The 24911-nt window shown below is 38.9% G+C and carries 23 protein-coding genes; 17 read left to right on the forward strand and 6 right to left on the reverse strand.

Annotated features, from left to right (window positions below):
- Positions 1-16 precede the first annotated feature (16 nt).
- The 4 genes from CHB66_RS03815 to ileS all read right to left on the reverse strand — a co-directional run bounded on the left by CHB66_RS03815 (position 17) and on the right by ileS (position 5289).
- Complete coding sequence (locus tag CHB66_RS03815; protein ID WP_089238176.1) at positions 17-541, reverse strand: AAA family ATPase; 525 nt, start codon at positions 539-541, stop codon at positions 17-19.
- Complete coding sequence (gene pnuC, locus CHB66_RS03820; protein ID WP_089238178.1) at positions 531-1154, reverse strand: nicotinamide riboside transporter PnuC; 624 nt, start codon at positions 1152-1154, stop codon at positions 531-533. The genes CHB66_RS03815 and pnuC overlap by 11 nt, the downstream gene beginning before the upstream one ends.
- A 49-nt stretch (positions 1155-1203) precedes the next feature.
- Complete coding sequence (locus CHB66_RS03825; protein ID WP_089238180.1) at positions 1204-1833, reverse strand: lipoprotein signal peptidase; 630 nt, start codon at positions 1831-1833, stop codon at positions 1204-1206.
- Between the two features lie 75 nt (positions 1834-1908).
- Positions 1909-5289 (reverse strand): isoleucine--tRNA ligase, encoded by a 3381-nt coding sequence (gene ileS / locus CHB66_RS03830; RefSeq protein ID WP_089238182.1) that lies wholly within the window; start codon positions 5287-5289, stop codon positions 1909-1911.
- A gap of 289 nt (positions 5290-5578) precedes the next feature.
- Here ileS and CHB66_RS03835 point away from each other — a divergent pair, with 289 nt between their 5' ends.
- Together CHB66_RS03835 and CHB66_RS03840 are read left to right on the forward strand one after the other, a co-directional pair.
- Positions 5579-6031 carry a DUF1569 domain-containing protein gene (locus CHB66_RS03835; RefSeq protein WP_089238184.1) on the forward strand — a complete coding sequence of 151 codons (453 nt, stop codon included), beginning with the start codon at positions 5579-5581 and terminating at the stop codon, positions 6029-6031.
- A gap of 52 nt (positions 6032-6083) precedes the next feature.
- Positions 6084-6977: an alpha/beta hydrolase gene (locus CHB66_RS03840; protein WP_141107365.1), complete on the forward strand. Its 894-nt coding sequence runs from the start codon at positions 6084-6086 to the stop codon at positions 6975-6977.
- A gap of 134 nt (positions 6978-7111) precedes the next feature.
- Here the strand turns inward: CHB66_RS03840 and dgt are convergent, their stop codons facing one another.
- Positions 7112-8464, reverse strand: coding sequence for a dGTP triphosphohydrolase (dgt, locus tag CHB66_RS03845; RefSeq protein ID WP_089238187.1), 1353 nt, complete (start codon positions 8462-8464; stop codon positions 7112-7114).
- Between the two features lie 132 nt (positions 8465-8596).
- Between dgt and CHB66_RS03850 the strand changes: the two genes are divergently transcribed.
- From CHB66_RS03850 to CHB66_RS03865, 4 genes are all read left to right on the forward strand, one after another.
- Entirely contained in the window at positions 8597-9475 is an 879-nt protein-coding gene (locus CHB66_RS03850) for a DUF4382 domain-containing protein (RefSeq protein WP_089238188.1), read from the forward strand.
- A gap of 107 nt (positions 9476-9582) precedes the next feature.
- Entirely contained in the window at positions 9583-10380 is a 798-nt protein-coding gene (locus tag CHB66_RS03855) for a DUF4382 domain-containing protein (protein WP_089238189.1), read from the forward strand.
- Positions 10381-10382: 2 nt separating this feature from the next.
- The gene (gene ribD / locus CHB66_RS03860) at positions 10383-11408 is read left to right on the forward strand and encodes a bifunctional diaminohydroxyphosphoribosylaminopyrimidine deaminase/5-amino-6-(5-phosphoribosylamino)uracil reductase RibD (protein WP_089238190.1); all 1026 of its coding nucleotides are present in this window, start codon (positions 10383-10385) and stop codon (positions 11406-11408) included.
- A 7-nt stretch (positions 11409-11415) separates the two neighbouring features.
- Complete coding sequence (locus CHB66_RS03865) at positions 11416-11898, forward strand: GAF domain-containing protein (protein ID WP_089238191.1); 483 nt, start codon at positions 11416-11418, stop codon at positions 11896-11898.
- 156 nt (positions 11899-12054) lie between these two features.
- Here the strand turns inward: CHB66_RS03865 and CHB66_RS03870 are convergent, their stop codons facing one another.
- Complete coding sequence (locus CHB66_RS03870) at positions 12055-12627, reverse strand: LOG family protein (protein WP_089238192.1); 573 nt, start codon at positions 12625-12627, stop codon at positions 12055-12057.
- A gap of 335 nt (positions 12628-12962) precedes the next feature.
- Here CHB66_RS03870 and CHB66_RS03875 point away from each other — a divergent pair, with 335 nt between their 5' ends.
- The 11 genes from CHB66_RS03875 to CHB66_RS03940 all read left to right on the forward strand — a co-directional run bounded on the left by CHB66_RS03875 (position 12963) and on the right by CHB66_RS03940 (position 24894).
- Positions 12963-13541, forward strand: coding sequence for a non-canonical purine NTP diphosphatase (locus tag CHB66_RS03875; protein ID WP_089238193.1), 579 nt, complete (start codon positions 12963-12965; stop codon positions 13539-13541).
- 11 nt (positions 13542-13552) lie between these two features.
- A complete protein-coding gene (udk, locus tag CHB66_RS03880) occupies positions 13553-14167 on the forward strand; it encodes a uridine kinase (protein ID WP_089238194.1) in 615 nt (204 codons plus the stop codon).
- Positions 14168-14254: 87 nt separating this feature from the next.
- A complete protein-coding gene (locus CHB66_RS03885) occupies positions 14255-14617 on the forward strand; it encodes a hypothetical protein (protein WP_089238196.1) in 363 nt (120 codons plus the stop codon).
- Positions 14618-14716: 99 nt separating this feature from the next.
- Positions 14717-17677 carry a protein translocase subunit SecDF gene (gene secDF, locus CHB66_RS03890; protein ID WP_089238198.1) on the forward strand — a complete coding sequence of 987 codons (2961 nt, stop codon included), beginning with the start codon at positions 14717-14719 and terminating at the stop codon, positions 17675-17677.
- A gap of 647 nt (positions 17678-18324) precedes the next feature.
- Positions 18325-18999 (forward strand): hypothetical protein, encoded by a 675-nt coding sequence (locus CHB66_RS03900; protein ID WP_089238202.1) that lies wholly within the window; start codon positions 18325-18327, stop codon positions 18997-18999.
- A 25-nt stretch (positions 19000-19024) separates the two neighbouring features.
- Entirely contained in the window at positions 19025-19429 is a 405-nt protein-coding gene (locus CHB66_RS03905; protein WP_089238204.1) for a hypothetical protein, read from the forward strand.
- A gap of 1636 nt (positions 19430-21065) precedes the next feature.
- Positions 21066-21830, forward strand: a complete 765-nt coding sequence (locus CHB66_RS03920) for a sensor histidine kinase (protein WP_089238208.1) — start codon at positions 21066-21068, stop codon at positions 21828-21830.
- Between the two features lie 12 nt (positions 21831-21842).
- On the forward strand, positions 21843-22484 hold the full coding sequence (locus CHB66_RS03925) for a response regulator (protein WP_317045578.1): 642 nt from the start codon (positions 21843-21845) through the stop codon (positions 22482-22484).
- A gap of 13 nt (positions 22485-22497) precedes the next feature.
- Positions 22498-23529 (forward strand): Gfo/Idh/MocA family oxidoreductase, encoded by a 1032-nt coding sequence (locus CHB66_RS03930; protein WP_089238212.1) that lies wholly within the window; start codon positions 22498-22500, stop codon positions 23527-23529.
- Between the two features lie 49 nt (positions 23530-23578).
- On the forward strand, positions 23579-23998 hold the full coding sequence (locus CHB66_RS03935; RefSeq protein WP_089238214.1) for an outer membrane insertion C- signal: 420 nt from the start codon (positions 23579-23581) through the stop codon (positions 23996-23998).
- Positions 23999-24183: 185 nt separating this feature from the next.
- Complete coding sequence (locus CHB66_RS03940) at positions 24184-24894, forward strand: SAM-dependent methyltransferase (RefSeq protein WP_089238216.1); 711 nt, start codon at positions 24184-24186, stop codon at positions 24892-24894.
- The last annotated feature ends 17 nt before the right edge of the window (positions 24895-24911 follow it).

Consider the following 24911-nt stretch of genomic DNA (forward strand, 5'->3'; position numbering starts at 1 on the left):
CTACAAGATTTTAGTCTTAAGCTAACATTTCCCTCACTTTTCGCAAAGCATTCACAAATCTTTCGTCATACTTCCCCTTAATTATGGCATACGGAACTCCAGAATCCTTGATCAATTGATGGTATTGTTCAAATAAATACGCGCGCATTTCCGGTTGAGGATGCTCTCTTTGCGAGTCCTCTTCCCAAGGTAGGTCTACATCCGTCAACAAATAGAGGTCATATTTTCTTTGAGCTATCTGGCCTATGATCCATGGGTCTGTTTTTCCATACTTATGCTCGCTCCAAACCTTGAGTACATGTAAGTCTGTATCTATAAAAAGCATTTTCTTAGCTCGCTTACTTTTAGCATCCTCTTCCCTCAACTGCCCCTTGGCTATTTCCAATAGGTCTTCATATTGATAAGGCCTTTCCAGACGCTCTATATAAACTCTTGCAAATTCCATAACCCATGGCTCGTCAAAAGCTGCCGCCAATGCCTGTGAAAGTGTGCTTTTTCCTGTAGATTCAGGCCCAATGACTACGATCCTTTTAATTGACATAAGCAGTAGATTTCTTCGCTGATTTTATCCAAGAAAACAAACCGACTGTCGCAAGTACAGTGAAAAATAAGAACTGAAACGACGTAAGTGGCAAACCTTTGTACCAGTATAAAGGCACAGAGACCAAGTCTGTTATGATCCAAGCAATCCAATTCTCCACCTTCTTTTTCGCCATCAACCACATCCCAACAAACGCAGAAGCTGTGGTAAAAGAATCCCAATAAGGTACATCAGAATCTGTAAAGTTGGATAAGGTAAAGTAAAGCGCCAAGTAAGAAGAAAGTAATAGGGCAATGGACTTAATAATTCCAGAACTACTCAGCCAAGTGACAGGTAATTCTCCATTGCTTGCAGCAGGTCTACTCCAAAGATACCAGCCGTAAATAGACATGGCCGTGTAATAAACATTGATCCCCATGTCAGCATAAAGCTTATATTTCAGGCAGATATAGATATAAATGATCGTACTGATAATTCCAGTAGGAAAAACAAGTATGTTTTTCTTGATAGAATAAATCACACTAGCTATTCCAAAAAATACAGCAACAACTTCCAATAAAGAGAGTTCTGCAATTCCAGCTAAAATACTTTCAAGTAGCCATTCAAAATCCATGGAACGAATTAAGCGATTATTTTTTCTTTCTTAGAAATTTATCTAAATATCACTCACCTTCTTGTAGAAACTGTTTTTGAATTTCATCTTCTTCCTCTGCTTTATCTTCTTTGAAGAACCTCCCTTGGAAGATCAAAATAATAGCTACACCTACAAAAATCGATGCATCTGCTATGTTGAAAATTGGCCATAGTGCAGTATAGCTTCCTCCCCAAAGTGGAACCCAATCAGGAATATAGCCTTCCCAAATATCAATGTAAAACATATCTACAACTTGACCATGAAGCCAAGGAGTAGGGGCATTGTAAGGCGCATTGTTGAGCCATACTCCATAAAAAACAGAATCAATTAAATTCCCTATTGCACCACCCAAAATCATTGAAATACAGATGATGTATCCCACGTGCATTTTTTTCTGAATGATGTAATAGAGGTAATAACCAATACCAAACATCGCCACTAGTCTAAAAGAAGTCAAAATTAGCTTTCCATACTCCGATCCCAATTGCATCCCAAAAGCCATCCCTGGATTAGTGGTATAGTGTAATTTGAACCAATCTCCGAAGATCTTGATCTGACCAGGGGTGCCAAAATCCATTTGATAATGGACGAGCATTTTGACGATTTGATCCAGAATGATTACCGCTAGGGCTATTCCAAAATATTTTAGATATTTCATTGAGTCATATTAAAGCCACAGATTTAAGGAATTTTTACTAATCTTCCCATCTGTGGCTGTTATTTTTTATCAGGTCTATACTTTGGTTACTTTTACAGACAATTCAAAATCATCCATATCCAATACTTTAGCATCATCTAATGATCCTCTTACAGTCAAGGATGTGGCTTGCGTTTCTGTCTTGATATATGTACCAAAATTCTCGAAAGCGGCACTTGTCAATTCATCATACCTGGCTATTTCAATCTGGATTTTATCCTGAACTTCTAGCCCCATGTCTTTTCGGAGATTTTGTATTCTATTTACCAAATCCCTTGCAATCCCTTCCTGCCTCAACTCTTCAGTCAATGTCACGTCCAAAGCAACTGTGAGACCTTGATCTGTAGCCACAGACCATCCTGGGATATCTTGTGAACTGATCAAAACTTCCTCAAGCAATAACTCTAAATTCTCACCATCTAAATCAACATTGATTTTACCGTTGCGCTCTATTTCTGAAATCTGCTCCTTACCCCAAGAATTGATTGCAGCTACCACAAATCGCATTTTTGGACCTAGTTTTTTACCTAAGAGGGGAAGATTAGGCTTGACACTTTTCACCAAGACGTCAGAAGCATCATCTATATACTCTATTGATTTAATATTTACTTCTGACTTAATAAGATCTTCCACATGCTGAATCTGAGCGCGTGCTTTTTCATTCAATACGGGAACGAGTATTCGCTGCAGGGGTTGTCTTACTTTGATGCCAATCTTTGGGTTTTTTCTAAGTGAATGTACCAAGGAAGAAATACGCTGTGCCATATCCATACTTTCTTCCAAATCTATATTGATCAAATTGTGGTCAGCATGAACCCAGTCTGTCAAGTGAATTGATTCAGCAGCTGTTGCATTAGAGGCTGTCAGGTTCTTGTACATCCAATCAGCATAAAACGGAGCAAATGAAGACATTAGCTGTGATAAGGTCATCAAGCATTCATACAGCGTCTCATACGCAGCCTGCTTATCTGGATTCATTTCTCCTCTCCAGAACCTTTTTCTAGCTAACCTCACATACCAGTTTGACAAATGATCCACTGTGAAATTCATGATAGCACGAGTTGCCTTGGTGGCATCGTAATTGTCCATAGAAGTCTCTACCTCTACGATCAAAGATTGAAGCTTAGAAATGATCCATTGGTCAAGCTCTGCCCTTTCTGAGATGTTGATACTCTGCTCCTTGTTGTAAGCGAAAGCATCTAAATTTGCATATAGGGCAAAGAAGTTGTAAGTATTTTGCAATGTCCCAAAGAATCTTCTCTGCACTTCTGCTACCCCTTCCAAATTGAATTTCAAATTGTCCCAAGGGTTGGCATTGCTCAACATGTACCAACGCAAAGCATCTGGTCCATATTCTTTCAAAGTCTTGAATGGATCTACAGCATTGCCCAATCTCTTGGACATTTTGTTGCCGTTTTTGTCCAAAACCAAACCGTTGGCTATGACATTTTTGAAAGAAACTGAATCAAATAACATCACAGCCAATGCATGCAATGTGAAGAACCAACCTCTAGTCTGATCTACTCCTTCAGCAATGTAATCAGCAGGATAATTCGCATTGAAAATTTCTTCGTTCTCGAATGGATAGTGCCATTGTGCATAAGGCATCGCTCCCGAATCAAACCAAACATCAATCAAATCTGGCTCACGATACATGGCTTCACCTTTTGGAGAAACCAAAACCACATCATCTACATAAGGTCTGTGCAAATCAATTTCTTCTTCATTGATTGGAGAAGTTTCCATCAATCCAGCTTCAATAGATTTCTTGATTTCTGATTTCAACTCATCAATAGATCCGATACAGATTTCTTCAGACCCATCTTTTGTTCTCCAAATTGGAAGTGGAGTACCCCAGAAACGCGATCTACTCAAGTTCCAATCCACCAAATTCTCTAACCAATTTCCAAAACGACCGATTCCAGTTGCCTCAGGCTTCCAGTTGATCGTTTTGTTCAATTCTACCATTCTATCCTTGTAAGCGGTAGTTTTGATAAACCAGCTTTCTAATGGATAATAGAGGATAGGCTTGTCAGTTCTCCAGCAATGTGGATAGCTATGTTCGTATTTTTCGACCTTGAAGGCCTTATTTTCATTCTTTAAAATAATGGTGATGATGATATCCGTGTTTTTGTAATCCTTGCTCTCCTCATCATCATTGGTGTAATTTTTTACAAAGAAATCATCTTCACCAAACTCTTTATGAGCTGTGATTCCATGCTCTTTCATTTTGGCTGTTAGGTATTTTCCTACCACCGGCAAGAATTTACCTTGCTTATCTACCACAGGGATTTCATTCCCTTTTTCGTCCTGCACAAATACTCCAGGGATATTATTCTGAACCAAAGTTCTAAAATCGTCTGCGCCGAAAGCTTTTGCAAGATGGACGATTCCTGTGCCATCTTCAGTGGTCACATAATCCCCAGAAATGACAGTAAAAGCAGGATTTGGAAGACTCAAATCAGCTATTGGGAAGAGCTGTTCATATTCCAATCCAAGCAAATCCGCTCCTTTCATCTCCTCGACAACTTCGTAAGGAATCAATTTATCCCCTGCTGTATAATCAGCTATAGCTAAATCTTGTGCTTTTGCATTGAAGTAAGAACCAATTCTAGCTTTCGCCAAAATCACTTGTTGTGGCTCAAAAGTATAGGGATTGAAAGTCCTCACTTTCACGTAATCCAATTTTTCTCCAATTGCCAAAGCGGAGTTAGAAGGCAGGGTCCAAGGAGTGGTGGTCCATGCCAAAATGTATGTATTCTCTTCTCCTTTAAGCTTAAACTGTGCTGTGATGGAAGTGTCCTTCACATCTCTGTAGCAGCCCGGTTGATTGAGTTCGTGGGAACTCAGACCTGTACCCGCAGCAGGAGAGTAGGGCTGAATTGTATACCCTTTATACAGTAAATCTTTGTCATAGAGTCTCTTCAACAAATGCCAAAGTGTCTCTATATATTTCGCATCGAAAGTGATATAAGGATCATCTAAATCAACCCAATAGCCGATTTTTTCTGTCAAATCATCCCATTCATCCTTGAATCGCATGACCGTTTCACGGCATTTGCGATTATATTCCTCTACGGTGATTTTCTTTCCGATATCCTCTTTGGTAATTCCAAGTTCCTTTTCCACCTGAAGTTCAACAGGAAGACCATGGGTATCCCAACCACCTTTTCTTTTTACCTGAAAGCCTTTGAGCGTTTTGTATCTACAGAAAATATCTTTGAGCGTCCGCGCCATCACGTGGTGGATGCCAGGTGTGCCATTGGCTGAAGGTGGTCCTTCAAAAAAAGTAAAGGTTTCTGCACCCTCTCTATTAGCTACAGATTTATTGAATATTTGATTCTCTTTCCAGTACTGAAGTACACTCTCCCCTATTTGTGGGTAATCTACTTGTTTGAACTCCTGATATTTTTTCACCGTATTCCTATGGGTTTGACGTGGTACTGTACACCACAAATTTGATCTTAATTGATTTGGGGAATATTCATAAACCCCTATTAAAACAGAAACTTTCCACTAAGGAAAGTAATGCATCAAGTACAAGAGATCGATTCATTCCGTTTTATAATTCAGGCGCAAAGTTAAGAGATTTTGCAGGAATAGAGATAATTTATTGTAGAATTCGAATTTCCTATCTATAAGTCAATACTTGATCACCTATTCTTGTCCAAATAGCTTATATTTAGATAAATCAAAGGAAAAAAATATGGCAAAATCAATCTACAAATATGGTGCAGTAGATGCATTGATCCGTCGGGTTCAGAGGCTGAGCCCGGATCAAATCCCCTATTGGGGAAGTATGAATGCCACTGAAATGCTACATCATTGTAACCTTGCCAACGAGGCTATCTTGAATGCCCCTAAGTCCTCAAAAAAACCAACTTTCAAGCAGCGCATATTGAAGCTTACATTTTTTCACATCAAAAAGGACTTTCCAAAGGGAGCTAGAGCCGCAAAAAGATTTGATGTCAAAGGCCAGATCGATCAAGTTGCATTTGATACTGAAAAAACGAAGTACTTTGAACTTGTAGAAAAATTCAAGAATTTAAACAAAAAGCTTCAAGGCGGCCATCCTGTCTTTGGTTCGCTGAATCATTATTATTGGGGTAGGTTTGTCTGGAAGCATTTAGATCATCATCTGAAACAGTTTGGGGTATGATCAAAAAGTTGAATCAACCCTAAAAATCAACTTATTTTCAAAAGTCATATCAATGAAAAAATTAATCATTTTAATAGGTTTAGCATTCTGCTCTTCAGCTTTTGCTCAAAAAATCGAAACACTTAGACTTTGGGAAGAACAAGCCCCTATGACTATCAAACAAATAGATGTTGATATTTATAATGCGCGAAATAACGTACAGACAGTAGCTCATCCGGAAATTATAGTTCATTTTCCTCTTGAAAATAAAGCAAATGGAAGAGCACTTTTGGTAATGCCGGGTGGTGGATATTCAAATTTGGCATTCAATCATGAAGGGAATCAAATTGGGGAATTCTACAGCAGCCATGGCTATGTAGTAGCGGTTTTGAAATACCGATTGCCAGATCCTGCATACATGGATGAACCATGGATTGTGCCCTTAATTGATGCCAAACAGGCTATCCAAGTGATGCGAAAAAATGCAAAAAGTTGGAAAATTGACCCAGAAAAAATTGGAGCGCTAGGATTTTCTGCTGGGGGCCATTTGGCTTCATCGCTAGCAGTTCATGGAAGCAAAGAAGAAGGAACCCAGCCAAACTTTAGCATTCTGATTTATCCAGTCATCACTATGGAAAATGGATTAGCTCACCAAGGTTCTCGGAAATTATTACTTGGAAGCAAATTAAATAGTGAATGGGAAATCTTCCATTCCAATGAAAAACAGGTAAAGCCAAGTACTCCACCTGCATTTATGGTTCATAGTTGGGATGATAAGTCAGTGGTGGTTGAGAATTCGATAATCTATGCAAAAGCCCTAGCAGCTGAAGGCATCAAAGTAGAGCTTCTTCTATTTGAAAAAGGCGGGCATGGCTATGGTATGGGTAATCCCGATATGCATGGTAATGTGGCTCAATGGCCAAATTTAAGTTTAGCTTGGATGGAGGAGTTTTTCAAAAACAAATAAAATATCTTAAAAAATCATGCAAACGCTTTTCAAGAATGAAAAGTTTTTAATATTTGAATTGATTGCAGAAACAAGGAAGTCCAAGAGGAAGTAAAGTAAAAGAGAATTATGCTGGAACTATAGATCAGAAAGCATCAAGCCCCAGGCAATGCAATTCCTTTCACTCTTCTGTAGAGACTCAAAGCATATTTGTCCGTCATGCCAGAGATGAAATCCATCAAAACCCTCAACATAGGATATGGATTGACACTAGCGTCTAGACCAGCCAATGGAAAATCTTCAGGCAGCAATCTCAGAATACTTTTATCCTTACCTGAATATAGGTCTGTCTGATAATATTTGTGATTGAGAGCACGAGAAAATACCTCCAGTAGCCCTTCCAAAACCTGGTAGCCCGCTGCTTCTTTTTCAAGTACAGGTTTGGAACGATAGATCTTTTTGACAGAAATCTTGGAAATATTCTCAAGTGCATCAGCTGAAGGAATCACTTCTGTCAAAGCTTGATCAAAATCCCCACTTAACATAGCTTCTTCATGTAGCTCAAAAGCTTCCACAGTCTCTTGTATCAATTGATTAATCGCCATAGCACGGAGGATCGCGAGCTTTTGTGCTTGTGTAGGATAGGAATCTAGCTTTTCTCTATCCAATCTATCTTTTAAAATTGCTCCAAAAAGTATAATCGTCTCTTCAATGTTTACCAGACCTAAAGTACAGCCATCCTCCAAATCAATAATACTATAACAAATATCATCTGCAGCTTCTACTAAAAAAGCCAAAGGATGCCTCAACCAGCAGCCATTTGTCGCCTTTTCAATTCCAAGAATCATGGCTAGCTGCTTGTAATCTTTAGATTGATCTGAATAGTACCCGAACTTCTTTTGACTTCTCCTGCCAGGCTCTTTTTCAAAAATGTAAGCAGGTCTCGGATATTTTGTGAAAGCCGCTAAAGTAGCATAGGACAACTTCAATCCATTGTTCTGAGCTACAAGCATCCTGAATCCTTGGGCATTTCCCTCAAAATTGCAGAGGTCTTCCCATTGCTCTGGAGTGATATGTTTCTGCCACACTTGTCCATACTCGTGGAACCTAAAAAAATCTGAAATAGCCGTCTCTCCAGCATGTCCAAAAGGTGGATTACCAATATCATGTGTCAGTGCAGCGGCAGCTACAATGGCTCCAATTTCAGAAGCTGTAATACCTTTTTCTCCTAGGTGCGCATATTTTTTAATAAGAAAGTCTCCCGCTGACTTACCCAGCGTCCTTCCTACAGAAGATACCTCTAAACTATGCGTCAATCTCGTATGAACAAAATCATGCTCAGGCAAAGGGAATACTTGTGTTTTATCTTGAAGATTCCGAAATGGAGCTGAAAAAATAATTCTATCATAATCCCTTTCAGACTCACTCCTGAATTGATTATCAGTCTGCTGTCCAGATATTTTCGGATCAAATCTCCCGGAGGTTAGTAGTTTTTCCCATTGCATCATGGTCAAAAATACAATCAATTCAACAAAATCAGGTAATTCAACCCTTGCTTTCTGTTAAAATCCACCAAATGAATCCATTTTGGCATAATCATTGAAAAATTTGCGAAAGAAAATAATTAACCAACAAATATCATGAAAACTAAACTTAAAACTCTTAATGCTCTATGGCTAGCGATTCTAGCAATATTTGCATTCTCTTGTAGCATGGAAGACGACAATGCCAGTATCTCAGAAGGAATGGCAAGAGTCAATGTATTTCTAGTAGATGCCCCTGCAGATTATGATGCAGTGTGGGTAGAGGTACTTGGGGTAGAAATTCTCCCTAAAGGTGAAAATGAAGATAATGGTTCGGCATGGATCAACCTTGCCAATGAAGCTTCTGAAGACAACATGATCAACCTTTTGGAGCTTACTGGAGGTAATTCTGCTAACCTAGGTGAAGTGGAAGTGCCAGCTGGTGAGATTTCACAGATTAGATTACTCCTTGGAGACAATAATTATTTAATACAAGGTGATAATCAAATCGAACTCAAAACACCAAGTGCTCAACAAAGCGGTCTAAAAATTAAAGTTGATAAGCCACTACAGGCAGGTATTTCTTACGACTTAGTCATTGATTTTGATGCAGGAAGGTCAGTTGTAAAAGCAGGTAATTCGGGACAATATATATTAAAACCTGTTTTGAGGGCTATTGCTGAGGAATCCGCGACGATTGAAGGTGCTGTATTGCCACTTGAGGCTGGACCTGTTAATGTAGCAGCTATCATAGGAGAAGATACAGTTTCTACCTTTACTTCTGACAATGGTTCATTTATGATCCGGGGTCTAAGAGCTGGAAATTACAGCCTTTTTGTAACGCCAAATGAAGAATACCAAGAATTATTGGTAGAAGATGTAGAGACTACACTTGGTCAAGTTACCAATGTAGGCACTATTGAATTAGAATTAGTTCCTGAAGATGATGGAGACGGTGATGGCGATGGAGACGGTGATGGAGACGGTGATGACTAAAAAACTCCCTGATTTTTTCGAACCCGAGGCCTAAGGCTTCGGGTTATTTTTTTACCTTCACCTAAATTAAGATTCTTGATTCATTTATCTTTTTATAATTTTGGACTGTGAAAAAATACTTCATCATAACTCTTTTCGTAAGTTCTCTCTTTTCTTGTGCTACTGAGGAAGAGCGGAGCAATTCATTAATTAATATCTTCTTGGTGGATGCACCTGCAGATGTAGATGCGCTTTGGGTGGAACTTTTAGGAGTAGATGTAGAGGTCGAAAGCGAAGCAGGTTCTACGAGTCCATTTTCCAAATTTTTGGAATATGAATCAGGAATCAAGATGGTAGACATAGCACAATTAGTAGGAAATCAAGAACTACTTATAGGCAGGGGTATCGTACCTTCTGGAAGGTTGTCTAAAATGAGGTTGAGTCTAGGCAATGACAACTATGTCATCAAAAATGATGTCAGAACAAACCTCAATCTAAGTACTCCAAATGAATCAGGACTCAATATCAATGTCGATTTCTCTTTGAGACCCGGCATATCCCATGATATTTATATTGACTTTGACTTGCTCAAATCCTTAATTCAAAATGGCCCTAGAGATTTTACATTTCGTCCAAGCCTTAGAGGATTCTCCAAAGCTGCAACTGGTGAAATCTCAGGAAGCCTAAGACCTGGTACCGAACGCGCATTTCTCTATGCTATCCAACAAAATGATACGATTACAACTGGGGTGAATGTGAGAGCCAACGGAGAATTCGTTTTTAGAGGTTTGGAGGGCACCTATACGATTTTTATTATCCCAAAAAATACTGAATACCTTCCCGACACGATCCGAACTGTAATCGTACAAAGTCAACAAAGAACTCAACTAGGAAATATCACCCTTCGCCCAAGACAAGAACCTTGATAATGGATCATCATCATCTTTATATGCAGAGAGCCATGGAGCTTGCCGAATTGGGGAGAGGCAAGGTCAGCCCCAATCCTATGGTGGGTTGCGTGATCGTAAATAATGATGAAATTATCGGAGAAGGTTACCATGAATATTATGGTGGTCCACATGCCGAGCCTAACGCTATTACTCGCGTAGTGGATCAATCGCTGCTAAAAGAGAGTACCGTTTATGTTACCTTAGAGCCATGCGCACATTTCGGAAAAACACCTCCATGTGCCAACCTTTTGGTTGATAAAAATATCAAAAAGGTAGTCATCGGCGCGGTAGACACCAATCCCTTGGTAGGTGGGAAAGGAATATCCATTTTAAGAAAAGCTGGGATTGAGGTGATTAATGGTATTCTGGAAAGCGAAATTAGAAAACAGAATTGCAGGTTTTTTACGTTTATCGAGAAAAAAAGGCCTTATGTGATCCTCAAGTGGGCACAGACAAGGGATGGCTTTGTTGCCAGGGATAATTTTGATTCAAAGTGGATCAGTAACTCCTATAGCAGACAGCTTGTCCATCGTTGGCGAACAGAAGAAGACGGGATCATGGTCGGAACCAATACCGCTCGCTATGACAATCCCAAACTCAATACGAGGGAATGGTCTGGAAAAAATCCTATCCGCATAGTCATAGATAGAATGCTTCAGCTTGATCCAAGCCTATCGCTCTTCGATAGGAGCCAAAAGACCATTTGCTTCAATATCATCAAGGAAGAAAAATACGATAATCTGGAATTTATCAAACTAAATCCAGACTTTGAAATACAGCAGGTATTCGAAAAACTCTACGAATTAAAAATTCAAAGTGTCATCGTAGAAGGAGGCACTTTTTTACTCAATAAAATCATCAACGCTGAACTTTGGGACGAAGCAAGGGTGTTTACTGGGCAAACTAATTTCGGAACAGGCATATCAGCACCTAAATTCAAGGGAAGACTTCAAGAAGAGATCGATATCTTAGGTGACAAACTTGAGTTTTGGCAAAAAGACTAACAATACAATGGCAGAATCACTATATATTCCAACAGACGCCGACAAAGCAAGTAAATACGAAGCAATCCTACCTCAGATAGAGGCGCTTATCACAGACGAATCTGATTTGACCGCCAACTTGGCCAATATCTCAGCCGTTTTGAGAGAATCTTTCGGCTTTTTTTGGGTCGGATTCTATTTGGTAAAAGGTGATCAATTGGTACTTGGACCATTTCAAGGCCCAATCGCATGTACGAGAATTAATCTAGGAAAAGGGGTTTGTGGAACAGCTTGGAAAGAGAATAAAACTCAACTTGTCCCAGACGTAGACGCCTTCCCTGGGCATATTGCTTGTAGCTCAGCTTCTAAATCAGAAATTGTCGTTCCTTTTTCAAAAAATGGAAAAGTGGCCGGCGTGCTAGACGTAGACTCCGACCAACTGGCTGATTTTGATGAAATAGACCAAGAATACTTGGAAAGGTTAATGCAGATTCTAGAAAAGACATTATAATCGCAAAATTTATATAAATTCAGCGATTACGATCGCCAATTTTATATAAATTATGCGATTAGAGAATAAACTCCTCGAAGTTATCATGGTAAATAACCTGAATGGAAGCTTCAGGATAAGCATTTTTGAAAGTATTTGGGATGCGAGCTTTATAACCTATTTGACTTCCCACTTATCGATATGCTTGGGTTTAAAAACTGACATTTTATCAAGTAAGACTATAGGATCACTAGCTATAATCAAAAGATTTAGTTGAGCTTGATGAAGAAACCCTTGCTCAGCGCTATGCTGCAAAAAGTCTATTAACTTGTCATAATATCCATTCACATTATAGAGCGCTAATGGCTTTTGAATGTAACCAAGTTGATTCAAGGTCATGATCTCAAAAAGCTCTTCGAAAGTCCCAATCCCACCTGGCATAGCGATAAATCCATCACCACGCTCAGCCATCAGCCATTTCCTGTCTCGCATGGTCTCTACTACCGTCAGTTCTGTACAACCTTGGTGCGCCACTTCTATATCGACTAGCTTCTGTGGTATGATTCCATAGACTTCTTTACCAGCTGAAAGCATGCTGTCCGCAATCACTCCCATCAACCCTACATTTCCTGCACCATAAACCAAAGCCATATCCCTTCGTATCATTTCGGTAGCCAAATCTTGGGCTGCTGAAGCATAGATAGGATTCTTCCCTTTATTAGATCCACAATAAACTGTTATCTTCTTCATTCTATTTTTATTTTGTCCAAAGTTAGGAAAAAGGAGTTGGAAGGTTGTAAGGTTGGGGAAGTTAAAAAGTTAAGCAAATTGGGTTGATTAGTAAGAGATTAGGAGTTTAGAGATTTTGTTGACCGGGAATTTTTTTCTCGAAAATTACAAGCCCACTAACTTTGCAAGTAATTTAGAATCAGGGTTCAATCAATATAAGTTTTGAGGGAATTAGGGATTGTTACATCATGTCTCTCGCCAAGCGTTAACTTTATAACTTTAACCTCTCCAACAAAACTTCCAATCCTCAATTTTTCAGTTTTCCAACCCTCAATAAAATCCCTTACTTTTGTCGTATGAAAATTTGCTTTGCGACGAACAACAAAAAGAAAATCGAAGAGGTAAAAGCTGCTCTTGGGAAGGATTTTACGATAGTATCATTGGAAGAAATCGGCTGTAAAGAAGAGCTCCCAGAAACTGGGGACACCCTAGATCACAATGCATTTCAGAAAGCACGTTATGTAAAAGATAATTATGGCGTTGACTGTTTTGCTGATGATACTGGTCTGGAAGTGGAGGCTTTGGAAGGCGCACCAGGAGTCTACTCAGGTAGGTTTGCAGGAGAACCAAGAAGCGACGAGAGAAATATAGATTTACTTTTGAATAAGCTTGAAGGTAAGAAAAATAGAAAAGCGAGGTTTAGAACGGTCATTGCGCTCATCCTAGAAGGCCAGGAGCATAGCTTCGAAGGAGTGGCCAAAGGAGAGATTCTAGAAGCAAAAACTGGAACAGGAGGATTTGGATATGATCCTATTTTCAGACCAGAAGGTTATCATCAAACTTTTGCTGAACTCAGTATGGAGGAGAAAAACAAAATCAGTCATCGCGGCAAAGCTGTAAGAGCTCTTGTCCAGTTTTTTGGAATAAATCACTAATTTTGTCCCCCATGAGCAAGCCATTTATCATTGGAATTACCGGTGGAAGTGCTTCTGGAAAAACTTTGTTTCTAGATAAACTCCTCCATTCTTTTGAACCACATCAAGTTTGTCTAATTTCTCAGGACAACTACTACAAGCCCAGACACTTGCAGCCGATAGATGATAAAGGCGTTCATAATTTTGACACACCTAACTCCATTGATTTCGAACAATACGCCTTAGACATCCAAAAACTTCAAGCTGGAGAAACGGTCTATCGACAAGAATACACCTTCAATAATCCCAATAAAAAACCAAAAATCTTAGAATTTGCTCCTTCTCCAGTTGTCGTGGTAGAAGGTATTTTTGTTTTGTATTATCCTGAACTGGCTAATTTGCTAGATTTGAAGATTTTCATTGATGCCAAGGAATACATCAAACTGAAAAGAAGAATCGTCAGGGATAAAGTGGAAAGAGGCTATGACCTCGACGATGTACTTTATCGCTATGAAAGTCATGTGATGCCTACTTATGAAAAGTATATAGAACCATTCAAACACGACGCAGATCTGATTGTGCCTAATAATCGCAATTTTGACAAAGCTTTAGATGTGATCAAAACGTATTTGAGAGCCAGAATCTAATCGCACACAGCAGCTTAGCTTACTTTCATTTTCAATTTTCCCTATTGAAGTAGGGGAAATCTACAAATATTTCTATATTTGCCAGCCATGAGAAAACACGAAGGACGATATAACATCATCAAACAACGCATCACACTAGTGATGGTGATGTTTTTTTGTATGCTCGTGTCTGGTGTAGAATATTTCCCTCAACCTGAACTTGATCAAACTACCAATAAAGAAGCTCAGACAGATAAGGAAGGAACTAACCAAAACCAAACTTTCTTAGATGTAGCAGTAGACGCAGTGGTTCCATTTATTACTACTGTAGCGCAATCCACTTTTTACATCATCTATGAAATATTCGATTTTGAAAGAATCACAACATTCAAGAGCAGTTTTCAACTCTTAAGCAACCTTGAATTTAGGGAAATACTTTTTGAAAGAATCATTTCGACCAACGCTCCCTAACCGACAATCTTCTCCATTAGTACATTGAATCAAATGCCAATCTGCATTGGCTTTATCATTTATCCATTTCAAAAAATCAATTTATAATATACAATTACTATGCGTAACCAAGGTGTTATTGTGTTTTTGACGGTGATTGTTACAGCGCTATGTCTGTACTATCTGTCATTCACATTTGTATCAAACAACATTCAGCAGAAGGCTGTTGAATATGCCACTGACGAAGTAGGCAATGTAGACTTCGGTAAGAAGCAAGCATATTTGGACTCTATTTACAGAGAGCCAGTATACAACTTTTTGGGTGCTAAGTTTACCTACAAAGAAATCAAAGAAACTGAACTGGGTCTTGGTCTTGATTTACAAGGAGGTATGCACGTGACTTTGGAGGTGTCTCCAATAGAAATTGTCAAAGGGCTATCTGGCAATAGCAAAGACCCTATGTTCAATGCTGCGTTGGAAGATGCCACTCAAGCTGCAAAGACTTCAAACCAAAAATTCGTAGACTTATTCTACGCTGCTTGGCAGTCAAAAGCAGGTGGTAAAAACTTAAATACCATTTTTGCAACAGCAGCCAACAGAGGAAGAATCTCTCTGGAGTCATCAGATGCGGATATTCTTGGTATTATCGATACTGAAATCGAGAACGCCATCGAACGTTCTTTCAATATCTTAAGAACAAGGGTGGATAGATTTGGTACATCTCAGCCTAATATTCAAAGAATCCAAGGTTCTGGAAGAATTCAGATCGAAGTTCCTGGTGTAGATAATCAGGAGCGTGTTAGAAACCTTCTGCAAGGTGTAGCTAAGCTACAATTCTGGGAAGTAGCAGAGGTCAATGATTACTTAGGTGAGTTAGAAGCTATAAATGCACTTCTAGTATCAGAAGCTAAGGCTAAAAAAGGTGAAACCACTCCTGCAGATGCAGATACCACGGAAGAAGAAGAAGAGTCAACAGACCTTGAGAGACAGTTAGCGGATGGCGAAGGTGATGACTTCTCCTCTGAAGTATCCCCAATTTTCGCATTGACCAAAGCTAACTACGGTTTGGTATATGAAATCAGAGATACTGTTACCATCAACAGGATTTTTGCAAGAGAAGATATTAGGTCTTTACTTCCAAGAGATGTGAAGTTTTTGTGGTCAGTGAAACCACAAAAAGTCGACAATATGGAATTGCTTGAGCTTTATGGTATTAAATTGACCAGAAACTCAGACCAAGCATTATTAGAAGGTGATGTAGTGACTGATGCAAGACAGACTTTGGATCAAACATCAAGACCTGCTGTGAGCATGCAGATGAATGCAGACGGTGCCAGAAAATGGAGAAAAGTAACTGGTGAAAATATTGGTAAGCGAATCGCTGTGGTACTTGATGACTATGTGTATACTGCTCCTACCGTACAAGGTGAAATTCCTTCTGGTCAGTCTGAAATCACAGGTAACTTCTCTTTAGAAGAAGCTAAAGATTTGGCAAACATCCTGAAATCAGGTAGCCTTCCAGCTCCAACCAAAATCGTAGAAGAGGCGTTTGTTGGTCCTACATTAGGTAAAGAAGCGAGCAATCAAGGTGTGATTTCCATGATCGCAGGTTTGGTATTGGTAGTATTGTTCATGGTAGCATATTATTCCAAAGGTGGATTTGTAGCAATCGCTGCATTGGTGTTCAACATCTTCTTTATCTTGGGAATCTTGGCTCAGCTGGGTGCTGCATTGACCTTGCCTGGTATCGCTGGTATCGTCTTGACCATTGGTATGTCTATCGATGCCAACGTCTTGATTTTTGAAAGGATCAAAGAGGAACTCAGAAATGGTTCTGGATTACTTGCTGCTATCAATGAAGGTTATGGAAAAGCATTCTCTGCTATCCTTGACTCCAATGTGACCACATTCTTGACAGGTGCCATTCTTTATGCATTAGGTCAGGGACCAGTAAAAGGTTTTGCAATCGTATTGATGATTGGTATTGCTTCATCTTTCTTCTCAGCGGTATTCATTACCAGAGTGATAGTGTACTGGATGAGCAAGAAAAAAGGTGATAAGGCGAGCATTTCATTCTCTTCTCCACTTGCAAAAAATGTATTGAGCGAATTGAATATAGACTTCTTGAGCAAGAGAAAAGTAGCTTATTTATTCTCAACTGGTATCATTATAATCGGTCTTGGAGTTGCTGCAATCAATGGTCTTAAATTCGGAGTGGACTTTACCGGTGGTAGATCTTATATCGTACAGTTCACTCAGCCAATAGCTACTTCGGACTTGAAAGTAGGACTTGATGGTGAGTTTGACGGATCTGTAGAAGTTAAAACTTTCGGTGCAAATAATGTCCTTAAAGTGACAACATCCTACTTAATTACTGAAGACGATGATACTTCTAATGCAGAGGTTGAACAAAAGGTAAAAGAAGGAATTGCATCAGTAACTGGCTTAGAATTTACGAGGGATGCTGAGAATATGAAAGAAGGACAGTTTGCCATCACTGGTACATCTAAAGTTGGTGCGACTGTGGCAGACGATATCAAGACTTCATCAGCAGAGGCGATGTTCTTTGCCTTAGTCGCTATCTTCTTGTACATTCTATTGAGATTCCGCAAGTGGCAGTTCTCACTTGGTTCCATCATTGCATTGGTGCATGACGTTTTCTTTGTGATCGCAGCTTTTGCTATTGCGAGTGCTTTGGGTGCTACATTTGAAATCGATCAGGTATTCATTGCCGCAGTCTTGACTGTGGTTGGTTACTCTATCAATGATACCGTGATTGTGTTTGATAGAATCAGAGAAAATATTGAAAATAGAGGTACTTCTAAGCTAGTGAAAATGTTCAACGATGCAATCAACCAAACAATGGCTAGAACCTTGATTACATCCTTCACTACTTTGATAGTGGTCTTGGTGTTGTTGATCTTTGGTGGAGAGGTACTGAGAGGATTTTCTTTCGCATTGCTTATAGGTGTATTGGTTGGTACTTATTCTTCCATCTACATCGCTACTCCAATTGTGGTGGACTTAATGAAGCGTGAGATTGAAAGCGAGTCTACTGAAACGGCGAAGAAGCCTGCTTGATAATGAAAAGTTAATTTGAATTTCAAAAAGGGAGTTGAGCAATCGACTCCCTTTTTTTGTGCATTTAATATATTACCTTATAAAGAAAATCAAATCCTATCAAATGAAGCTTCACAAATCATTAAGTGCTTTGACATTCATCTTACTCCTTTTTTATATGAGTTTGAAAGGAAAGTTGAATGAATCGATTTTGGTTCAATGGTCCTTACTTGGATTCATATTATTAGTCGCTATTTCGGCGTTTTTTGTTAAACATAAAGATGGTAGTATCAAGAAAAGTAAAATTATCTTTACAGGGGTTACCATTTTGGGGTCGATCATCCTTGCCTTTTATTTCCTATAACTTCAAGTTTACAAAGAATAGAAATTCAACACCTTCGGTGTTGTGGAGTGGGGCATACCTTTTTTCCACATTGGCACGTAGGGTTAATTATATTTATTCCCTTCGGGAATATTGGGTCTAGCTCTACATATCAGGCTCTTTTCATAATGTAAGTCGTAATTCTTCGGGAGGAAACTTTTAAGCATCTTCAAGTGGCATTGGCTAAGTTCGATGAAGTAGAAATATAACCCCAAAAAATACCCTCAACAGGGTATTTTTTAGAGGTTTTTAATGCTTTAGCTTTGTTGTAATCAAAATTGGCAACATGAGCGCAGATTTTTATTTGATTTCTATAGGGTTGGGACTTTTTGCATCTCTGATTTATTGGGGGATCAAAAACAAGCCTCAGATCAAAAGTCACGGAATCATCTTACTGATTCTTCTCTTAGTTTTTGGTATGGAGTCGGCAGGATCTTACACTGCTGCCAGGCGGATCAACAATGCTTTACTCTATAATATTGGCTGGGTGTACTTAGAATCACTTTTGCTGATTCTGTACTTCTACTCTTTGGAGCAAAGTCAACAATTAAAAACAGGTATCAGATGGATGACTGTATTGATTTTTCTTTGGGGTATTCTCAATTCTTTCCTTTACCAGGACATGACCAACACATTCCAATATTTCTCATTCTTACCCTTTGCGCTATTTATCATTGGCCTGACAGGATTATTTTTATATAGAATTCTCAATCTCAAACTTTATCCTGATAAAAATCTAGTGCAAATCCCACACTTCTGGATCACCTGCTCTATTCTATTTTTTTATGCTGAGGCCATCGTTCTGTTTGGAACTTATCAGTTTTATCCCAGTGTCGTAGTGACTCATGTGGACATCTTTTTTTCCTTCAACCGATTTCTTGCAGGCCTCATGTATTTGACTTTTGGACTTTCATTTTTTATCCCTTTGTTTATTAATAAAAGAGCTTCACAAGCTTACTAAATATAACCACCTAACCAAGCGTAACATGAAAAAAGGATTAATCAAAAAATTCAGAGCGTACTACAGCAAACATGGACAAATCCACATTCCAGGTCGGGATAAGGATAACAATCCAATCGAAAAACAAACCGACTGGGTTTGGTTTGACAGAGAGACCATAGAAGAGGCTTTAAAAAAAGCTGACGCCGATGGAAAGGTTGGTGGACTGAAAATGTACATCGGACAATATGATAAAGAAACCATATCAATGTTACCTAAGGAGCGGCCAGAAAAAGAAGAATATATTGGAAGAATTTCATTAGTTTTGGTTCCTGCTGATATGACCAAAGCAGGACCAAAAGATATCGGTAGCGCATCAGATTCTGATGATTCTGATGAAGAGGAGGAAGATGGTTGGAATGGAGGTAGAATTTGTCCTCCTGAATGCTGACATTAAATTATATGAATCTACTAGATTGGTACAATGGAATAATATTGGTGGGGTTTATTTTGAGCATTCCCCACTTTTTTTTATCAAAGACATTCAAAAGTCAACATTTGGTTACTTTTATTATTCTATTGACAGCTTGCCTGCTTGAGCTATACGGGACTTACACCTATTTGAGAAAAATAAACAATAATTTAGCTTATAACATATTTTTTGTTTACGTTGAAACACTTCTTATACTTAGTTTATTTTACATTATTTTTAAAGAGAAAAAAATAAAATTATTACTCAAAATAGCTTCAATTTCATTTCTAATTTATGGTAGTATTATTTGCCTCTTTTTTCAAAGTATGGAAACTTTTCACACATCTTCCTTTTCTTTAGGAAGTCTTATTATTATTATTTGTAGTATTTATTTTTTCCTTTCAATAATTTTAAAAGATAATTACTTAGGAGAAAACTTAGTGATTAATCCTATCTTTTGGATTATAACAAGTATATTCCTATTCTATACAACTACATTTCTTTATTTTTCTTTTTTTGATTTACTTTTTGATCTAGATATGTCTCTAATTACTATTCTAGGAGATTTTAAACGAATATTAGCAGTAGTTATGTATTTGATCATGGGGCTTGCCTTCTATGTTCCTTATCTCTATAGATCAGAGCAAAAGATTTAGATGGTTATTTCATTTCCATTCACCATAGTTAATTTGGAAAGAATATATTAGAAGAATTTCATTAGTTTTGGTTCCTGCTGATATGACCAAAGCAGGACCAAAAGATATCGGTAGCGCATCAGATTCTGATGATTCTGATGAAGATGAGGAAGATGCATGGAATGGAGGAAGAATTTGCCCTCCTAGTTGTTGACAAACAAAAGAATGGAGATACTTAATTGGTATACTGGATTTATTCTATTGGGGTTGCTTTTAAGCGTACCTCTCTTTTTTTTAAAAAATAGCTTTAAGAAACAACATCTTATCACATTTATTATTTTACTACTAGCATTCAGTCTTGAGTCATATGGATCCTATACAGTTCCAAGAAAAATAAATAACATTGATGTCTACAACATATTCTTCGTTTATTTAGAGACTTTATTGATCCTATGGCTTTTCGAAAGTTTTTTTGAATCTAAAAAGGCAAAACTCCTGATCAAAATCGCCTCCCTTTTATTTCTGGTTTGGGGAGTTATCTATACCCTTTTCATCGAAGACTTATATACTTTTCATACCTATTCTTTTTCTTTAGGGAGCTTTATGATTATTCTATGCTGTATCTATTTCTTTATTTCTATTTTCTTAAAAGACTGGTTTATTGATGAAAAACTGCCTTTGAATCCTCTGTTTTGGATTACTACCTGCATATTTTTATTTTACACGAGCACTTTCCTTTACTTTTCTTCAATAACATTTGTAACTGATTTAGATCGAAATCTAATTTTAATTTTAGGCTCCTTAAAAAGAACCATGTCCATATTCATGTATCTCGGAATGGGATTGGCTTTTTATCTTCCCTTTCTTACTAAAAATACACCGAAAGCTTGAAACAATTTTTTAGACACATTTCAGTTTCTTATAGCCAAGCCCCTTGACAAAATTCTGTATATTCACAGCGCTTTTAAGATCAACTGTATATGGTTCAAGATACGCCTAGCGTTTTTGTGATAATCCTCTCTGGATTTATTTTGATGCTCTTGATGGGTTCTTTTATCATCTTGATGGTCCTGCTTCATCGTAAGCGTCAGATCGAAAACAAACAGAGACTAGAAGCATTACAGGCGGAGTTTGACAAAACCATCCTCAATGCAGAAAAAGAAATCCAAGAAGAAACACTCTCCCATGTAGGGCGAGAGCTGCATGACAATATCGGTCAGCTTCTCTCACTCACGAAGCTCACCCTGAATAGTAGCAAGCCAGAGAAAATCCAAGAAGGCAGGCAACTTGTCAACCAAGTGATCAAGGAAGTTCGTACCCTTTCCAAAGACCTAAACCTAGATTGGGTCAACGCCATCGACTTGGAAGCTTTTATCAAAAGAGAGCTTTCAAAGCTAGAAGACTTGAATTTTTGCCAAATTGAATTTGAGAGAATCGGCGAGCCAGAAGGGGTTGACCAATCCAAAAAACTGGTTCTGATTCGAGTAATCCAAGAGTGTCTCAATAATGTCATCAAGCATGCCAAGCCCAAAAGGCTTGGCATCAACTTGGTGCAAAATCCACAGCATCTTGAAGTCCATATTGAGGATGATGGAGTAGGTTTTGATACCGAAAAGGCCTCCAATGGCTCTGGCATGTATAATTTGCAGAAAAGAATGCAGACAATAGGTGGTTCTATTTCAATCACTTCTGAGTTAGGCAAAGGCACCTTGGTCAAACTTATTTTGCCTAATTCGATTGCATAAGCTATCTTTTGGATGATTATGCCACCTAAGATTAAAATAGCCCTCGCTGACGATCATAAATTATTCGCAAAAGGAATCGAAGGAATGCTCTCTGAAGAAGAGGATTTCGATGTACTTGATGTATTCACTAATGGTCAGGACCTCCTAGCATTTATTTCGAAAAAACATGTAGATGTAGTCATCACAGACATGAATATGCCTGTGGTAGATGGAGAAGGGGTCATCAAAGCTATCAAAAAAGGAAAAGAAGATACCAAAGTCATCGTCCTCTCCATGTATGATGAAGAATCCATCTTCAAAAAGTGTCAACAACTCGGCGCAGATGCCTATGTGCTCAAAGATGCCGATCCTGATGAATTGATTTATACCATCAGAGAAGTTCATGAAGGTGTACATGTCATGAGTTTTCAGAAAGCCATACAGCAGAGTAATGATGATTATGCTCATGATGGCTTCAAAGACAGGTATAAGCTTTCCAAACGTGAACTACAAATCTTGACCATGATCAAAAATGGAAAAATCAATAGGGAGATAGCCGAAGAATTGCACCTGAGTCAATTGACGGTAGAATCACACCGTAAGAAAATCCATTCTAAACTAGGGGTCAGCTCTGCCATAGAATTGGTCAAGCGAGCCATAGAAATGAAGCTTTAATTTTTAAACTAGCATGAAAAAGATCAGAACAGCTCTCGTAGGCTATGGGAATGTAGGAGAAAAAACCCACGCCCCACTCATCCATGTTTGCCCATATTTAGAGTTGACGGCAGTGGTAGAACGCCACAGAGAGCATTCAAAAGAAAAGTACCCGTCAGTCTCCGTATACAAAAGTCTTGAGGCACTACTCGCCGCTGATGCTGCTGAGCTGATTGTGATCGTCACACCCAATGAATACCACTTTGCGCAGGCCAAACTCTGCCTGGAGCATGGCAAACACGTGGTTGTAGATAAGCCGATCACCATACACAGTGATGAAGCAGAACAGCTCAAAGCACTTGCAGAGGAAAAGGGCTTGATGCTGACTGTATTTCAAAATAGGCGATTGGATGGGGATTTCAGAACGGTTGAAAAAATTCTGAAAGAAGGTATCCTGGGGGAGTTAGCACATTTTGAATCACACTTTGATCGATTTAGACCTGAGATCACGGATAATTGGAGGGAAAAGGTTGTACCAGGTAATGGCATCACCTATGATTTGGGAACACATTTGATCGATCAGGCATTGGTACTCTTCGGTAAGCCCAAGTGGGTACAAGCCAATATCCTCAAACAAAGGAAGGGAGCGCTTGCAGACGATTTTTTCGATATCATCTTGGGTTATGACAAACCTTACGTTAGATTGACAGCATCAATAATGAGCAATGCGCCCGTGCCTAAATTTTTGCTCATGGGAGAGCAAGGTTCATATAGCAAGTATGGCCTAGATGTTCAAGAAAAGGCTTTGAAAGCTGATACACTTCCAGTAGGAGATGATTGGGGTTTGGAAGCAGCAGGAAGCTGGGGTACAGTCTACCTCGCTGACAAAATCCAAAAGTATCCAACCGAAAGAGGAGATTACAGGGAGTTTTATGAAAATGTAGGTAAGTCCATCCTTGATGAAGCTCCACTCTCGGTAAAGATGGAAGAAGCCATAGTGGTCCTACAAATCATAGAGGCAGCCTTTGAAAGCAATAAAACTGGTCAAAGAATCCTTCTACATTGATTTTGGCAAAGTATTTGAAAAGTGAGGGGAAACCAACTATTCAAATATTATGAAAAAGTTAATGCTATTTTCGATGCTGCTTTTTTTCGCAGTAGTGATGGAATCACAAGCACAAATCAGCGCAGGAGTGTACAGATTGAGTTCCGCAACTTTTGCTTCAATCGGCTCTGATCCAGACAACAAAATCTTTGGTGAAGCGCGTGTATCCACAGGAGGGCGAGTAGGAATAGAAGGCACCTTCGGGTACAATTTTGTGCAGAAAGAAGAGGTCAACTTCTACAGTGGTTTCCATTTGGGTACAGAAGGCAATAGAGATGGGCTGTACTTGGGCGTACCACTTGGCGTTTTGGTAAAGCCATTTGCCAATACCAGAAACTTTGGCTTCTTAATGGAGGCATCGCCGATTTTCCCAACTGAATACGGGACTTACTTTAGAGCTGGTATAGGCTTGAGGTACACTTTTAGGTAGGAAACATCAGCAGTCAACGGACAGGAGATAATTACTGGAGCAGTTGACTGCTATTTTGTATTTTTTTATCAGCCAATAGTACCGACCTTTACGCTCTTAACTTTTAGAAATCCCAAACATTGAATCATAGCCATTGCTTTGAAGTTAAAGTTGACCGCTGACTATATTATAGCCATCTTTGAGGCATGAAAGGCAAACTTTATTTGATCCCCTCCATTCTTGCAGCTGATACCTCTTTGACCATCATGTCTCCACAGATCAAGGAAGTGGTGAAAAACACCAAATACTATCTCGTAGAAGAACTTCGAACTGCCAGAAGATACATCAGTAGTTTGAAGTTAGGATTAGTAATCGAGGACTTACACTTTGAGATTTTGAATAAAAAAACCCGCACTGCTCAACTCCAACAACTCATGCAGCCCATTCTAAATGGTGAGGATATGGGAATCATTTCCGAAGCAGGATGTCCCGGAATCGCAGACCCAGGAGCAGTGGCCGTAGCTTGGGCCCATGAAAAAGGCATCCAAGTAGTCCCCCTTTCTGGGCCTAGCTCCATGTTTTTAGCCTTGATGGGCTCAGGGTTCAATGGGCAATCATTCGCTTTTCACGGCTATCTGCCCATAGACAAAAAGGACAGAGCACAAGCCATCAAAAACCTGGAAGCTGAATCTGCCAAGATGAATAGAACGCAGATTTTTATGGAAACACCCTTTAGAAACAATCAGGTACTTGAAGACCTCAAGACTCAACTTCACCCAAACACCAAGCTTTGTATAGCAAAAAACCTAACCGCTAGCGATGAGGTCATTGTCACAAAAACTATTCAGGATTGGAAAAAGTCTAAAATCGACCTTCACAAAATCCCTACGGTCTTTATTATTTATGCTGGGAATTAATACTGACTTTTTGAGTA

This window comes from Belliella buryatensis, assembly GCF_900188245.1.
Taxonomy (GTDB): domain Bacteria; phylum Bacteroidota; class Bacteroidia; order Cytophagales; family Cyclobacteriaceae; genus Belliella; species Belliella buryatensis.

Coding starts and splice junctions, on each gene's coding strand:
- CHB66_RS03885 (WP_089238196.1), top strand. CDS start 14,255: ATGAGAAAACACGAAGGACGATATAACATCATCAAACAACGCATCACA.
- CHB66_RS03935 (WP_089238214.1), top strand. CDS start 23,579: ATGAAAAAGTTAATGCTATTTTCGATGCTGCTTTTTTTCGCAGTAGTG.
- dgt (WP_089238187.1), bottom strand. CDS start 8,464: ATGATGCAATGGGAAAAACTACTAACCTCCGGGAGATTTGATCCGAAA.
- CHB66_RS03865 (WP_089238191.1), top strand. CDS start 11,416: ATGGCAGAATCACTATATATTCCAACAGACGCCGACAAAGCAAGTAAA.
- CHB66_RS03940 (WP_089238216.1), top strand. CDS start 24,184: ATGAAAGGCAAACTTTATTTGATCCCCTCCATTCTTGCAGCTGATACC.
- CHB66_RS03850 (WP_089238188.1), top strand. CDS start 8,597: ATGAAAACTAAACTTAAAACTCTTAATGCTCTATGGCTAGCGATTCTA.
- CHB66_RS03825 (WP_089238180.1), bottom strand. CDS start 1,833: ATGAAATATCTAAAATATTTTGGAATAGCCCTAGCGGTAATCATTCTG.
- CHB66_RS03930 (WP_089238212.1), top strand. CDS start 22,498: ATGAAAAAGATCAGAACAGCTCTCGTAGGCTATGGGAATGTAGGAGAA.
- secDF (WP_089238198.1), top strand. CDS start 14,717: ATGCGTAACCAAGGTGTTATTGTGTTTTTGACGGTGATTGTTACAGCG.
- CHB66_RS03840 (WP_141107365.1), top strand. CDS start 6,084: ATGAAAAAATTAATCATTTTAATAGGTTTAGCATTCTGCTCTTCAGCT.
- CHB66_RS03875 (WP_089238193.1), top strand. CDS start 12,963: ATGAAAATTTGCTTTGCGACGAACAACAAAAAGAAAATCGAAGAGGTA.
- pnuC (WP_089238178.1), bottom strand. CDS start 1,154: ATGGATTTTGAATGGCTACTTGAAAGTATTTTAGCTGGAATTGCAGAA.
- CHB66_RS03920 (WP_089238208.1), top strand. CDS start 21,066: ATGGTTCAAGATACGCCTAGCGTTTTTGTGATAATCCTCTCTGGATTT.
- udk (WP_089238194.1), top strand. CDS start 13,553: ATGAGCAAGCCATTTATCATTGGAATTACCGGTGGAAGTGCTTCTGGA.
- CHB66_RS03835 (WP_089238184.1), top strand. CDS start 5,579: ATGGCAAAATCAATCTACAAATATGGTGCAGTAGATGCATTGATCCGT.
- ribD (WP_089238190.1), top strand. CDS start 10,383: ATGGATCATCATCATCTTTATATGCAGAGAGCCATGGAGCTTGCCGAA.
- CHB66_RS03900 (WP_089238202.1), top strand. CDS start 18,325: ATGAGCGCAGATTTTTATTTGATTTCTATAGGGTTGGGACTTTTTGCA.
- CHB66_RS03815 (WP_089238176.1), bottom strand. CDS start 541: ATGTCAATTAAAAGGATCGTAGTCATTGGGCCTGAATCTACAGGAAAA.
- CHB66_RS03905 (WP_089238204.1), top strand. CDS start 19,025: ATGAAAAAAGGATTAATCAAAAAATTCAGAGCGTACTACAGCAAACAT.
- CHB66_RS03925 (WP_317045578.1), top strand. CDS start 21,843: ATGATTATGCCACCTAAGATTAAAATAGCCCTCGCTGACGATCATAAA.
- CHB66_RS03870 (WP_089238192.1), bottom strand. CDS start 12,627: ATGAAGAAGATAACAGTTTATTGTGGATCTAATAAAGGGAAGAATCCT.